This window comes from Cellulomonas gelida (assembly GCF_006538725.1).
GTDB lineage: Bacteria > Actinomycetota > Actinomycetes > Actinomycetales > Cellulomonadaceae > Cellulomonas > Cellulomonas gelida.
Map to the genome: position 1 here is coordinate 1 of NZ_BJLQ01000002.1, position 13,427 is coordinate 13,427.

Here is a 13,427-nt window from a genome sequence, read left to right on the forward strand (position 1 = left end):
TGAGGGTCGTGCCGCGGTACACGTCGTAGCCGGCCACACCCGAACCACCGGTGTTGTCGGTCGACGCGCTCCACGACAGCGCGACGCTCGTGCTGGTCACCGTGCCGACCGTGAGGCCGGTCGGGACCGACGGGGCGGTCGTGTCGGTGACGGTGCCCGACTGCGTCGTGGCCGTGACGGCCGTGGACGCGGACGAGACGTTGCCGGCGACGTCCTTGGCGCGGACGGTGAACGAGTACGCCGTGGACGGGCTGAGCCCGGTCGCGGTGAAGCTCGTCGACGTCGGCGACCCGATGAGGGTCGTGCCGCGGTACACGTCGTAGCCGGCCACACCCGAACCACCGGTGTTGTCGGTCGACGCGCTCCACGACAGCGCGACGCTCGTGCTGGTCACGGAGCCGACCGTCAGGCCCGAGGGCACCGACGGGGCGGTGGTGTCAGTCGGGGTGGTGCCCCCGCCGATCGCCGGGTGGGCGTTCTTCACCAGGGTGACGAACTGGTCCTCGAACCACTGGCCGGCGAGCGGCGCGTTCGGCGTGGCGCCCGTGAGCTGGTTCGACAGCTTCGACGAGACGTACGTCGGGTCGCACATACGGTCGAACCGCTTGCCCTGGTCGTTCGGGATGTCCGTCGAGGCACCGTCCGACTCGCCCGGGGGCTTGATCCAGACGAACGCGTCGAGGTGCGAGTCGGCGTAGCCCGAGGGGGTCGGCTGCGGCAGCTCGCCGATGCCGGCACCGAGCGGGTTGCACCAGGCGCCACGGTGCACGCGACGGTCGACGCGCGACTGGTTCACGTACGTGTTGAGGTCGGTGCTCGTCGAGACCGCCGTCGGACGGTTCGGGCCGCCCCAGCCGTTGCGCGACGTGTCGATGAGCATGCCGAGCGTCGTCGGGAAGCCCTCGGCGACGAGCAGGCGGTGCATGTGTGCCGTGAAGTCGACCTCGTCGAAGTCGTTGTTCCACTCGTAGAACGAGCTCGACCGGATCGGGTTGCCACCGCCCAGCGTCTTCGTCGGGTCCGTGAGGAACGGCTCCTCGAGGGGCGTCGTGTTGGCGACGTCGGAGACGAAGCCGTCGATCGACGCGAAGCCGGCCTTGGTGGTCTTGGCGACCTCCGCGAAGATCTTGGCCGACGGACCGGCGTTCGAGTCCCAGCCGAGCCAGCCGGAGTGGCCGATGTCGATGTAGTTGTAGACGTTGCCGAGCGCGTGGAGCTTGTCGAGCGCGTACTTGACGCCCGCGCGGTAGTACGGCGCCGCCTGCGAGCACTCGGGCTGGCTGATGTTGGTCACCAGGTTGGGCAGCGAGTCGGGCTCGATCGTCGCCGCGATGCGCAGGTTCTGGTACTTCGAGTCGCCCAGCAGGGCGGTGATCGGGTCGATGTACTCGGACTGGTAGCGCGCGAGGCCGGCGTCGGTCGCAGGGAGCTCACCGTTCGAGGCGAGCGCGTAGCAGTCGCGCCCGGGCAGGTCGTAGATGACCAGGTTGAAGACCAGCGGCTTGCCCGCGGCCTCCTGCTGCTGCACCGCGTTGTCGAGGTGGAACTTCAGGCCGTTGCCGTCGGCGTTGCCGGTGATGGCGCTGATCCGGTCCATCCAGACGGCCGTCGGCTGCTTGGCGACGGTCCGCATCTTCGCGGCGAGCGTCGAGTCGGACTGCGACGCCGCCGAGGCGAGGACGGCAGCGGACCAGGTCGGGTTCACGTACTGGACGGCACCCGCGTACGGGTTGTCGACGCGTGCTTCGGCGGCGGTGGCCGGGGCCAGGAACGCCATGGACAGGGGGAGCGCAGCGAGTGCCACCGTGGTGGCGACGCCTGCGGCACGACGCCTGCGGGCTGTTGCGCGGGGTCCGTGTCGGGACACGTGGTCCTCCGAGGGATCGAACGGCACGCCCGCGCGACAGTGTGCGGACGGGGCCGCCGGGAAGTCGTCGGCGACCGGGTCCAGCGGACCATGCAAGCGCTCCCAAGAGGAGCGCCCTAATCGATTCGCTCGCTCAGCCCGGATCCGGGAGCGGTTCCGTCGGCGCGCGCGACGAGCGATCTCACGCCCTCGACGGAGGGGGCGGTGAGCTGGCCGTCAGTGCGCCTGCGGCGCCGTGCTCCCTCGCACGGCGAGTGCCCCGATGGTCAGCGGTACCCGCACGGGAGGCGTGTCGTCGGCGGCGTCGAGCGTCCCCGTGACCGCGCGCGCGAGCGCCTCGCCGAGGTCGCCTGCGAGGGACGGCAGGCTCGTGAGCGCGGGCGTCGCGAGGCGGCACAGCACGCTGTCGGCGCCCGCGACGACCGAGACGTCCCAGGGCACGACGAGGCCCGTGCGGCGCGCGACGTCGAGCGCCGCCAGGGCCATGACGTCCGTGGCCAGCACGATCGCGGTCGGCCGCAGCCCCTGGGTCAGCAGGCGCCGGGTCGCCGCGGCCGCACCCTCGACGCTGCCGTCGGTGGGCACGATCTCGAGCGTCACGGTGCCGTCCGAGAGTGCCGCGCGCAGACCGCGCTCGCACGCCGCGGTCCGCATCCGGTCGAGCGGGTCGGCCACCGCGGCGATCCGCTCGTGCCCCAGGCTCACGAGGTAGCGGGCGACGCGCGCGTACGCGTCCTCGTCGTCGACCTCGACCGCCGCCAGGCCGGGCGCGACGCCCGTCGGGCCGACCGCGACGGGTCGCAGCCCGGCGTCGACCGCGATGCGCAGGCGCACGTCGTCCTCGCGCACCTCGGGGACGACCACGACCTCGCACCGTCGTTCCGCGCCCCACCGCCGGTAGAGCTCCGCGGCCGCGGCCACGTCCGCCACGACGCGCAGGTCCACGCCGAGGCCACGCGGGACCAGCTCACGCTGGAACGCAGCGACGACGTCGAGCACGGGTGCGCCGTGCAGGGTCTCGCCGGCCACCACCGCCAGCCCGACGGCCTGGGCCCCCGCCCGCATCGAGCGCGCGGCGGGATTGGGTCGCCACCCCAGCTCGTCGGCGACCCGCAGCACCCGTTCTCGGGTCGCCACGGACACGCCGCGTCGGTCGTTCAGTGCGTAGGACACGACGGCGGTGGAGACGCCCGCCGCACGTGCCACGTCGGAGATTGTCGGTCGTCGTCCCGCTCTGGGGGCTGCCTGAGATGCCACGATCACCTAGTCTGTCGCCCGATGCGGACGAATCGCATCATCTCGGCTCCGACGACGTGGACGAGGTGACCAGTGACGGCAGCGACACCAGGGCGACGGGGCCCACTTCCCGGACCCGCCCGACGCACTGTCGGCGTGCTCGCACCCGTGGTCGGCGGCTTCTATTTCGGCGCCGTGATCGCAGGTGTCGCTCGGGCGTGCCGTGCGGGCGGCCACCGGGTCATCGCCGTGCAGACGTACCGCGCCGGCCTGGAGCGGGAGCCCGTCGTCACGCCTGACGACGTGCCTGTGGCGGTCGACGCGGTCGATGGACTGATCGTCCTGTCGGGTGCGCTGCCGCACGAGAGACTCGCCGCGATCGAGCGCTCGGGCATCCCCGTCGTGCTGGTCAGCGAGGAGGTCGCGACGGGCACCGCGCCGGTGGTCCTGCCCGACAACGCGCACGGCGTGCGGGCTTCCGTCGAGCACCTCATCGCGCACGGACATCGTGCGATCGGGTTCATCGGCTGTCTCACCCAGCGAGACATGCGCGAACGTTTCGACGCCTATCGCGAGACGTTGCAGGCGAACGACATCACGCCCGACGAGGGCTGGGTGTACGCCGCGAGCGACAACAACGAGCTCGGTGGGCAGACCGCGGCGCGGCTGATGCTCGCCGACGGCATGCGGACGACCGCGGTCGTCGTCGCGACCGACCGCAACGCCTCAGGCTTCGTCGCCGGGCTGCGCCAGGCGGGGCTGTCGGTCCCGCGGGACCAGGCCGTGGTCGCCTTCGACCACGCCGACTTCGGTGCGCGGCTCACGCCGCGGCTGACCACCGTCGACGCCCACTTCGACCGCGTCGGCGAGGCCGCGGTGCGTCTGCTCCTCGCGCGGCTGCGCGGCGAGGCCGTGCCGGTGGGGGAGCACCGCACCCCGACGTCACTGGTCGTCCGCGAGTCGTGCGGCTGCACGCCCCTGCGCCGGATCGAGGACTCGGGCGGCGACTGGCGCGACGAGCTGCTGGACCTCGTGCGCACGGCGTTCGCCGGCGGTCGCGTGGCGGTGCCCGCACCGCACGGACCACGCACCGCTCACCGTGAGGGGCACCTCGAGGCGCGGGGCGTGCGCGGCGGGGAGCGGCACGAGAGACGGACGCCGCAGGAGGCGTGGTGGCGCGCCGTCGTCGAGCCGCTCGTGGCGGCCCGCGGCGGTGTGCTGCCCGACGACCTGGCGATGTCGCGGCTGACGGAGCTCACGACCGGCCTTCAGCCCTACCCGGACGCGCTCGAGCTCCTGGTCGCGGTCGTACGCCGCGCGCACGACGCACTCGTGGGAGGCGAGGACATCGACGCGGCCGGTCGCACCGCGGTCGAGCGGGCGACGACCGAGGTCATCCTGGCGCTCACGCGCGGCTGCACGACGGCGCTCCTGCAGCGCTCGGGCCGGCTGGAGTCGACGCTCGTGCACCAGTACGAGGTCGCGACCGACCTGCTCCGCAGCGACGGCGCCGACCCACGCACGCTCGACTGGCTCCCGCGCTCCCTGCGCGGCCGTGCGTGCCTGGCGCTGTGGGCCGAGGGCACGGCGCCCGGACGCGACCGCCCGCTCGAGATCGTGGGCGTGCGGGACGGCTCGGGGGGCCTGGCGCGGCTCGTCGGCACACGGACCGTGCCCGCCGAGTTCCCGCCCGCGGCGATGCTGCGCGGCGGCATGACCGCCGAGGCGACGTTCGTCGTCCCCGTGACCTGCGGCAGCAGCGACTGGGGCCTGCTCGCCCTGGAGGGCGCGGTCGACACGCGCTCGACGACCGCCCGCGACCGCGCGAACCACTGGGCGGCTCTGCTCGCCGTCGCGCTCGACCAGCAGAGCATGCTCGCCTCCCTGCACGAGCAGCGCGTGCAGCTCGAGCAGGCGGCCGCGCGCGAGCGCGCGCTGGCCGACGCGGTGCGCGCGAGCGAGGAGCACTACGCGCTCGCGTCGATGGCAGCCGACGACGGCACGTGGGACTGGGACGTCTCGGCGGGGACGGTCTACTACTCGCCCCGCTGGAAGCGCACCCTCGGCTACGACGACGAGGCCGTCGGCTCGTCGCCCACCGAGTGGCTCGAGCGTGTGCACCCCGCGGACCGGGACGAGGTCTCGACCGCGATCGCGGCGGCGCTGGCGGGTGTGGACACCACGCTCGAGCTCGAGCACCGCGTGCGCGCGGCGTCGGGGCAGTACCGCTGGCTGATGTGCCGCGCCATGACGGTCCTCGACGAGGCGGGCTGCCCGGCGCGCGTCGTCGGGACGATCGTGGACGTCACCGAGCGCAAGCAGGCCGAGCTCTCCCAGCAGCGCGACGCGCTCCGCGAGTCCGAGACCGGCCTGGCCACGCGGCTGCTGTTCGTCGACCGCCTCGGCGCGGCGGTCGTGCGGGCGCACCGCGTGCACGAGTTCGACTGCGCGCTCGTCGTCGTCCGGCTCCCGGGCGCCGACGGGCCCGGCCGGACCGACGGGCCGACGGTCCGTCAGCTGGCCGAGCGGCTGCAGGCGGCCGTGCGCGCCGGGGACACCGCGGCGCGGATCGCGGAGGACCAGATCGCCCTGCTGCTCGAGGACACCGCAGGCGCCGTCCCGATGCGGGTGCGACGCGTGGTCGACTCCCTGGAGGCCGAGCTCGGCGAGCGCATCCGGGTCGGGATGGTCGCCAGCGTGCGCGGGTGCGCCGACGCCGCGGCGGTGCTGCGCGACGCGGACATCGCGCTCGCCCGCTCGGCTGCCTCACCACCGACGGTGCGGACGCCGCGCTGAGGCGGCGTCCGCACGTCAGGTGAGGATCAGGCGCGGCCCCGGGCGGGGCCGTGCGCGGCGGCGTGGCCCGCGGGTCGGCTCGCGCCGTGGCCCGGGCGCGGGCCCGAGTCGAGGCGGATCCGCAGCGGACGCCCGGCGACGCGCGCACGCGAGAGCCGGTCGACGACCTCGGGGGACAGGCCCCCGGGGATGTCGACGAGCGAGAAGCTCGCGAAGATGTCGATCTTGCCGACGTCGGCGCCCGTCAGACCGCCCTCACCCGTCAGCGCACCGACGAGCGCGCCCGGCTGCAGGCCGTCACGGTGACCGACCGCGACGCGCCAGCGCGGCGGGCCGCCGGCGATGTGGGTGTTGGTGCGCCGGCGCTCGTGGCCGCCCTGGCCGTCGCGCAGGTGGGCACCGGTCCGCGCGGGCCGCTCGGGCGTCAGCGCCGCCCGGGAGAGCGCGTCGTCCAGGTCGTCGGTCGAACCCGGTCCCTCGTCGCCGACGGCCAGCGCCAGCACGGTGGCCAGGAGCTCACGGACGTCGACGGAGTCGTCGGCGGCCAGGTGCGCGTTCACGGCGTCGCGGTACACCGAGAGCCGCCCGGCCTCGATGCGCTGCGGCACGCGCTCGAGCAGCGACCGGACCTTGTGGGCGCTCACCTCGGCGGGCGACGGGATCGTCACCTGCTCGAGGCTGGTGCGCGTCGTGCGCTCGATGACGCGCAGCCGCGACTGCTCCGACGGCGTGACGAACGTCAGCGCCACGCCGTCGCGACCGGCGCGGCCCGTGCGGCCGATGCGGTGCACGTAGGTCTCGGGCTCGCGCGGGACGTCGAAGTTCACGACGAGCCCGATCCGCTCGACGTCCAGGCCACGCGCCGCGACGTCGGTGGCGACGAGCACGTCGAGCGCACCCCCGCGCAGGCGCTCCACGATCTTCTCGCGGTCGCCCTGGGCGACGTCGCCGGAGATGAACGCGGCCGAGATGCCGCGCTCGACGAGCGCGCTGCCGAGCTCCTCGGCGGCGCCGCGCGTGCGGACGAACACGATCGCCGCGTCGGCCGGGCTGACCGCGAGGACCCGCGCCAGCGCGCCGGCCTTGTGGCGATGGGGGACCACGGCGTACGTCTGCTGGACCGTCGTGACGGTCGAGGACTGACGCGCGACCGTGACCTCGACCGGGTTGACCATGTGCTCGTCGGCGACGCGGCGGATGGGTGCGGGCATCGTGGCGGAGAAGAGCGCGACCTGACGCTTGCGGGGCGCACGCTCGAGGATCTTGTCGACGTCCTCGGCGAAGCCCATGCGGAGCATCTCGTCGGCCTCGTCGAGCACCATGAAGCGCACCTGGTCGAGCTTGAGGGAGCCCCGCTCGAGGTGGTCGATCACGCGGCCGGGGGTCCCGACGACGACCTGCGCGCCCCGCTGCAGCGTGCGCTGCTGCGGCAGGAACGGCGAGCCGCCGTACACGGGGACGACGGTGATGCCGGGCAGGTGCCGGGCGAAGGACGCGATCGCGTCGGAGACCTGCATCGCGAGCTCGCGCGTCGGGGCCAGGACGATGGCCTGGACCGCACGGAGCTCGGGGTCGACCGCGGCGAGCAGGGGGAGGCCGAACGCCGCGGTCTTGCCGGTGCCCGTCTGGGCGACGCCCAGCAGGTCGCGGCCGTCCAGCAGCGCCGGCACCGCGCGCTCCTGGATCGCCGAGGGCGTGGTGAAGCCGAGGTCGGCCACCGCGCGCCGCAGCGCGTCGGGCAGACCGAGGTGGTCGAAGGTCAGGGCGGGCGCCTCGGCGGGCGTCTCGGAGGTCGTGGGGGCGTGCGAGGGCGCAGTGGTGCCCGTGGGCAGCGACATGTGGGGCCGTTCCGGTCGAGGGAGGACTGAACCGGCGCCCGGGTGGCGCACGGCTGTCGCAGCCCCGACACAGGGCACCGAGAACCGGTGCCACTCGCACACGAGACGCCCGCTCCACCGGTTCACCGGCGGCGGGCGTCATCACCTTGCTCACATCTGGGGGACGCGACGAACTCCGCGATCGAACCGATCCTACCGGCCAGGGCCGCGTCTGGCACAGAAGCGGCGGGACCGCCCCGCGTGAGTTCGGGCACAGCGTCCGCTCGCCGCCCGGTCGCAGCGGGCGGTCACAGCCCGCGCGCGGGCCCCTCGATCGCGGGGCACGCGTTCATGACGACGTCGAGCCCCGCCGCCGCGGCACGTGCCGCGGCGTCCTCGTCGATCACGTCGAGCTGCAGCCAGACGGCGCGCGCGCCGCGCGCGACCGCCTCGTCGACGACCGCGCCAGCCAGGCGGGAGTTCACGAAGACGTCGACGACGTCGACCTCGCCAGGCACGTCGGCGAGGGTCGCGTACCCCTGCGCGCCGTGCACGGCCTCGGCATCGGGGTGCACGGGCACGATCGTCTGGCCGATCCGCTGCAGGTACGCCGCCACTCCGTGCGCGGCACGCGAGGTGTTGTTCGACAGCCCGACGACCGCCCATCGCCCGGGAGTGCGCAGGAGCCGGTCGACGACCGCGGGATCGTTGGTGTGCACGTCGTCAGCCTCGCACGGTCGCCTCACGTCCGCGCGGTACGTCCGTGCACGTCACACGGGCCGCATAGGATCGGCGCGCAGCACGACGAGTCGACGGGAGAGTGCGCGGGAGTGACCGAGCAGGCGCAGCAGCCAGTCCGTGGCGACCACCAGCCGCCGGTCAGCACGCGCATCCTGACGGTGCCGAACGCGATCAGCTTCGTCCGGCTCCTGCTGGTCCCGGTCTTCGCGGTGCTCATCGCGACCGGTCAGGACGGGTGGGCGGTGCTCGTGCTCGGCGTCTCCGGCGCGAGCGACTGGCTCGACGGCGTGCTCGCCCGGCGGCTCGGCCAGGTCACGCGTCTGGGACAGCTGCTCGACCCGGCGGCGGACCGGCTGTTCATCGCCGTCACGCTCGTCGGCCTCGTGTGGCGGGGTGTCGTCCCGCTGTGGTTGCTCGTCGTGATCCTCGCGCGTGAGGTCGTGCTGGGCGTGATGCTCATCGTCCTCGGCCGCGCCGGGTTCCCCCCGCCGCAGGTCCACCTGGCCGGCAAGGCCGGCACGTTCGCGCTGCTCTACGCGTTCCCGCTGCTGCTGATCGCCGCGTGGGAGTCGTGGGTCGGCACGGTCGCGGAGGTCGCCGGCTGGGCGTTCGCGTTGTGGGGTGTGGGCCTCTACTGGTTCGCCGGTGCGCTGTACCTCCTGCAGGCACGGCGCCTCCTGCGCGGCCGCGACACCACGAGTCCCGCACCCGGGTCCCGAGAGCCCGACGCGGGCGACGAGCCGGGCGGAGCCCCCGCATGACGACGCGGCACTCGACGCCGGACACCGAGCCGCGTCGGCCCGACGCCTCGATGACGCTCCTCAACGAGGTCTACAGCACGTCTCTCGACGAGGGATACACGCTCGTCGCCCAGCGCCGGGCCTCGGGGCAGGCGGTGCCCCCCGGTGCGCGGCGTCGAGGGCTGACCCTGCTCGTCGCCGTCGCGGTGGGTCTGGCCTGCTCGGCGGCGGCGATCGCGCTGCACCAGCCCACCGCGGCCGCGCAGCAGGCGCGCGAGCTGCTCGAGTCGAGCATCGGCGAGCGCAACGACGAGGCCGTCGCCCTGCAGGACGAGGCCGCTGAGCTCAGCGCGCACATCGCCGCGCTCCAGTCCGCGCTCGTCGGCTCCGGCAGCACACAGCTGCAGCAGCTGGCCGCGGCGGGCGCGGTGGAGGCCGGTCAGACGGCCGTGAGCGGGCCCGGTCTGCGGGTCGAGCTGTCCGACGCGCCGACCGCGGAGACCGACGCGTCCGACGACGACTCACGTGTCCAGGACGTCGACCTGCAGATCGTCGTGAACGGGCTGTGGGCGGCGGGTGCGGAGGCCGTCGCGATCAACGACCAGCGGATCACGGCGACCACGGCGATCCGCAGCGCGGGAAGTGCCGTGCTCGTGGACCTCGTGCCGCTGTCCGGGCCCTACCGGGTGGAGGCGCTCGGGAACCCCGTCACGCTGCAGACCGGGCTCGCGCAGGGCACGGCCGGGCAGCTCTTGGCGGCGCTGAGCTCCAACTACGGTATCGGCGTCGACATCTCACGGCAGGACGCGCTCGCGCTGCCCGGCGTCGGGCAGGTGACGCTCCGGCACGCGAGCGTCCCGGACGCCCAGCTGCCCGATGCGCTGCAGCCCACGCCCGAGGCGCCCCCCACCGATCCGACCACCACGTCCACGCAGAACCGCTCGCCGTTCAGCCAGGTCGGCGCGGCACCGTCGAACGCGGCCGTCCCGATCGCCGCCACCGGATCGGCGGTTTCGTCGGCTGCCGCACGTGTGGCAGTGTCGGCGCAGCACGCGTCCACGGCCCGCTCGCCCGGGACCGCGGCGAAGTCAGGGGAGGACCGCCAGTGATCGCCGTCATCGGGCTCGTCGTCGGCGTGGTCGCCGGTCTGGTCCTGCAGCCGACCGTGCCCGCCGAGCTGCAGCCGTACCTGCCGATCGCGGTCGTCGCGGCGCTGGACGCGATCTTCGGCGGCGTGCGCGCGATGCTCGACGGCATCTTCGACGACCGTGTCTTCCTCATCTCGTTCCTGTCGAACGTGATCGTCGCGGCGCTCATCGTCTTCCTCGGCGACCAGCTCGGGGTCGGCAGCCAGCTGTCGACCGCCGTCGTCGTGGTCCTCGGGATCCGCATCTTCTCGAACGCCGCGTCGATCCGACGGCACCTGTTCAAGGCCTGACGATGACCGACGACCGCGACTCGACCCCCGACGAGCACGGCACCGGTCTGCCTGTCGGGGACCTCGACGACGCGTCCGACGGCGTCCACGACGACGACGCCGCTCGGGAAGGCGCCGCTCGGGATGACACCGCTGGGCCGGACGGCGCTCGAGACGACACGGTCCGGGACGACGCCGCGCAGGACGAGGACGACGGTGAGGCGGGCTCCGTCGACGTCGACGTGACGCCCGACGACGACGCGACGTCCGACGAGGAGATCCCCCCGGACAGCGATGCGGAGGGGCCCGGTGAGGCTGCCCTCGCGGACGCGGGACCGCTCGTGCCCCAGATCTTCGTGCCCGTCGACGACGAAGGAGCTGGCGCGGACGGCACGCGTCGAGACGATGAGCGGGACGCCGACGACGTCCGGATGGACGACGACGCCTGGAACGACGCGATGAGCCGCTCGGTCGACCCGGTCGCGCACGAGCTGGACGTCGAGACGCGCGCGATCGCGCTGGTCGCCCTCGGCGAGCCCCGCCCGGAGACCGCGTCGGAAGCGGAGCCCGGTGCGCGCGCGGTCGACGACGACCCCGGTTCGGCCGACGAGCCCACCGAGGGCGACGACGCGACGGGGGAGGGCGACGCCCCCGCCACGAGCGGTGAGCAGAGCGGCTGGGCGCTGCTCGCTCGTGCCATGGCGCCCCGGGCGAACCGCTCCCAGCTGATCGCCGGCGTGCTGTGCGCGCTGCTGGGGTTCGCGCTCGTCGTGCAGGTGCGGCAGAACGACGAGAGCGCACTCTCCGGCCTGCGCCAGTCCGAGCTCGTGCGCATCCTCGACGAGACGACCGAGCGTGGTGACCAGCTGCGGCGCGAGGTCGCCGAGCTGCGCGGCGAGCGGGACGACCTCGAGTCGGGCTCCGACCGGCACGCGGCCGCGATCGACTCGCTGCGCCGCAGCGCGATCACGCAGGGCATCCTGTCGGGTCGTCTGCCTGCCCAGGGCCCGGGTGTCCAGGTGACCCTGCTCGACCCCGACGACGGCCTGCAGCCCGTGACGATGCTCAACATGCTCGAAGAGCTGCGCAACGCCGGTGCGGAGGCGATCCAGCTCAACGACCAGCGGGTGACGGCCAGCTCGTCGTTCACCGGTGCGCGCGGCCGCGTGCTGCTGGACGGGGTCGAGCTGCGCGCGCCGTACGTGTGGCTCGCGATCGGTGACCCGTCGACGCTCTCGATCGCCCTGCAGATCCCGGGCGGCGCGATGGCGACCGTACGCGGTACGGGCGCCACCGGCACGGTCGACGAGCGGGACGAGGTCTCGATCACCGCGCTGCGCCGGCTGCCCGACCCGAGCTACGCGACCCCCGCGCCACCCGATGGCAGCTGAGGCGCGACACGCGGCGTGCGGTGACCCGGACAGAGGGCTGCGCGGACGCCAGGCGTTGCATAGGGTGGTGCGATCGGCGCACGCCCTGACGAAGGGTCGACGGACGATCCGATGACGGACACAGGAGGCCACATGCCCGACGACGAGCGGACCTCTCGCGCCGCCGGCCCCGAGACCACGGTCAACTTCGGTCACGTCGGACCCGTCGAGATCGAGCAGGGCGCGCCGGTCGGGCTGACGTCTGACGAGTCGGCTGCGGTGCATGCCCTGCCTGCCACGTCGGCACTTCTCGTCATGCAGCGTGGGCCGAGCGCCGGTGCCCGGTTCCTGCTCGACGCGGACCGCACGGTCGCCGGGCGGTCGACGCAGGCGGACATCTTCCTCGACGACGTCACGGTCTCGCGCAAGCACGCGGAGTTCGTCCGCGAGGGGACGCAGTTCGTCGTGCGGGACATCGGCTCCCTGAACGGGACCTACGTGAACCGGCAGCGGATCGACGACGCGACGCTGCGTGCGGGCGACGAGGTGCAGATCGGCAAGTACCGGATGACGTTCCACCCGAGCCCGCACCGCGAGGACGCATGACGCGGTCGATCGGCGGCCGAGCATGAGCGCGGCGCCGCACTCGCGCGCCCGGCGACTACCGCAGGACGTGCCCGTCACGCAGGACGACGCCGAGCACGAGCCCTGGCCTCGGGGCATCTCGCGCCGCGCGAGCATGCGCATCTCCGACGTGCTCGCCGCCTTGCAGCTCGAGTTCCCTGCGGTCACGCCGTCCAAGCTGCGCTTCCTCGAGGAGCAGGGGCTCGTGGAGCCCGTCCGCACGCCGTCCGGGTACCGCCAGTACTCGCCGGCCGACGTGGAGCGGCTGCGGTTCGTGCTCCGGCAGCAGCGTGACCGCTACATGCCCCTGAAGGTGATCGGTGAGCGCCTCGCCGCGCTGGACGCGGGCGACGAGGACGAGCCCACTCCCCGGGCGCGCCTCGCCACCGCCGACGGTGTGCTGCAGCGCCCGGACACCCGGGTCTCGGCCGACGCGCTCGCGTCCGACGCGGGCGTCGAGCCCGCCCTCGTCACCGAGCTGGTCGAGGCCGGTGTCCTGACGCCCAGCCCTGGCGGCGGGTTCGAGCCTTGGGCGCGCGAGATCGTCGTGACGGCGGCGGCGCTGTCCGAGCACGGCATCGACGTCCGCCACCTGCGTCAGTTCCGCACCGCGGCCGAGCGCCAGGCGGACCTGGTCGAGCAGGCGGTCGCCCCGTGGCGTGGGCAGCGCAACGCCTCATCGCGGGCCCGTGCGGCCACGATGGCGGCCGAGCTCGGTGAGCTCTGCGCGCGCATGCACACCGCGCTGGTGCGCTCGTCGGTCGCCGACCTCCTGCCCTGAGCGACCTGTCCCCGGGGGTCGCCGTCCGGTCCGGTCGG

General features: G+C 73.9%; 11 protein-coding genes. 7 read left to right on the forward strand and 4 right to left on the reverse strand.

Translation table 11 applies throughout. The features are described 5' to 3' along the window. Positions 1-1,867, reverse strand: a 1,867-nt coding sequence (locus CGE01nite_RS00330; protein WP_141368317.1) for a glycoside hydrolase family 6 protein, incomplete at its 3' end; no start/stop codon positions are given. Positions 1,868-2,083: 216 nt separating this feature from the next. Beyond that, positions 2,084-3,073: a LacI family DNA-binding transcriptional regulator gene (locus CGE01nite_RS00335; RefSeq protein ID WP_229747522.1), complete on the reverse strand. Its 990-nt coding sequence runs from the start codon at positions 3,071-3,073 to the stop codon at positions 2,084-2,086. Positions 3,074-3,259: 186 nt separating this feature from the next. Here CGE01nite_RS00335 and CGE01nite_RS00340 point away from each other — a divergent pair, with 186 nt between their 5' ends. Then, positions 3,260-5,899: a substrate-binding domain-containing protein gene (locus CGE01nite_RS00340; protein ID WP_048341758.1), complete on the forward strand. Its 2,640-nt coding sequence runs from the start codon at positions 3,260-3,262 to the stop codon at positions 5,897-5,899. Positions 5,900-5,925: 26 nt separating this feature from the next. Here the strand turns inward: CGE01nite_RS00340 and CGE01nite_RS00345 are convergent, their stop codons facing one another. Both CGE01nite_RS00345 and CGE01nite_RS00350 read right to left on the reverse strand, forming a co-directional pair. Continuing rightward, complete coding sequence (locus CGE01nite_RS00345; protein WP_141368319.1) at positions 5,926-7,737, reverse strand: DEAD/DEAH box helicase; 1,812 nt, start codon at positions 7,735-7,737, stop codon at positions 5,926-5,928. Between the two features lie 287 nt (positions 7,738-8,024). Beyond that, the gene (locus tag CGE01nite_RS00350) at positions 8,025-8,435 is read right to left on the reverse strand and encodes a CoA-binding protein (protein ID WP_082156183.1); all 411 of its coding nucleotides are present in this window, start codon (positions 8,433-8,435) and stop codon (positions 8,025-8,027) included. Positions 8,436-8,546: 111 nt separating this feature from the next. Between CGE01nite_RS00350 and clsA the strand changes: the two genes are divergently transcribed. The 6 genes from clsA to ftsR all read left to right on the forward strand — a co-directional run bounded on the left by clsA (position 8,547) and on the right by ftsR (position 13,389). After that, positions 8,547-9,218, forward strand: coding sequence for a cardiolipin synthase ClsA (gene clsA / locus CGE01nite_RS00355; RefSeq protein WP_229747523.1), 672 nt, complete (start codon positions 8,547-8,549; stop codon positions 9,216-9,218). Further along, positions 9,215-10,306, forward strand: coding sequence for a DUF881 domain-containing protein (locus tag CGE01nite_RS00360; RefSeq protein ID WP_053071519.1), 1,092 nt, complete (start codon positions 9,215-9,217; stop codon positions 10,304-10,306). The genes clsA and CGE01nite_RS00360 overlap by 4 nt, the downstream gene beginning before the upstream one ends. After that, complete coding sequence (locus tag CGE01nite_RS00365) at positions 10,303-10,635, forward strand: small basic family protein (protein WP_048341858.1); 333 nt, start codon at positions 10,303-10,305, stop codon at positions 10,633-10,635. Before CGE01nite_RS00360 ends, CGE01nite_RS00365 begins: the two co-directional genes overlap by 4 nt. A 2-nt stretch (positions 10,636-10,637) precedes the next feature. Beyond that, positions 10,638-12,005: a DUF881 domain-containing protein gene (locus tag CGE01nite_RS00370; RefSeq protein WP_053071520.1), complete on the forward strand. Its 1,368-nt coding sequence runs from the start codon at positions 10,638-10,640 to the stop codon at positions 12,003-12,005. 132 nt (positions 12,006-12,137) lie between these two features. Continuing rightward, the gene (locus tag CGE01nite_RS00375; RefSeq protein WP_048341859.1) at positions 12,138-12,590 is read left to right on the forward strand and encodes an FHA domain-containing protein; all 453 of its coding nucleotides are present in this window, start codon (positions 12,138-12,140) and stop codon (positions 12,588-12,590) included. Positions 12,591-12,612: 22 nt separating this feature from the next. Continuing rightward, positions 12,613-13,389 carry a transcriptional regulator FtsR gene (gene ftsR / locus CGE01nite_RS00380; protein ID WP_141368321.1) on the forward strand — a complete coding sequence of 259 codons (777 nt, stop codon included), beginning with the start codon at positions 12,613-12,615 and terminating at the stop codon, positions 13,387-13,389. Positions 13,390-13,427: the final 38 nt, after the last annotated feature.

Excerpts from the sequence above, each read along its gene's own strand:
- CGE01nite_RS00345 (WP_141368319.1), bottom strand. The coding sequence starts at position 7,737 with ATGTCGCTGCCCACGGGCACCACTGCGCCCTCGCACGCCCCCACGACC.
- CGE01nite_RS00360 (WP_053071519.1), top strand. The coding sequence starts at position 9,215 with ATGACGACGCGGCACTCGACGCCGGACACCGAGCCGCGTCGGCCCGAC.
- CGE01nite_RS00370 (WP_053071520.1), top strand. The coding sequence starts at position 10,638 with ATGACCGACGACCGCGACTCGACCCCCGACGAGCACGGCACCGGTCTG.
- CGE01nite_RS00375 (WP_048341859.1), top strand. The coding sequence starts at position 12,138 with ATGCCCGACGACGAGCGGACCTCTCGCGCCGCCGGCCCCGAGACCACG.
- ftsR (WP_141368321.1), top strand. The coding sequence starts at position 12,613 with ATGAGCGCGGCGCCGCACTCGCGCGCCCGGCGACTACCGCAGGACGTG.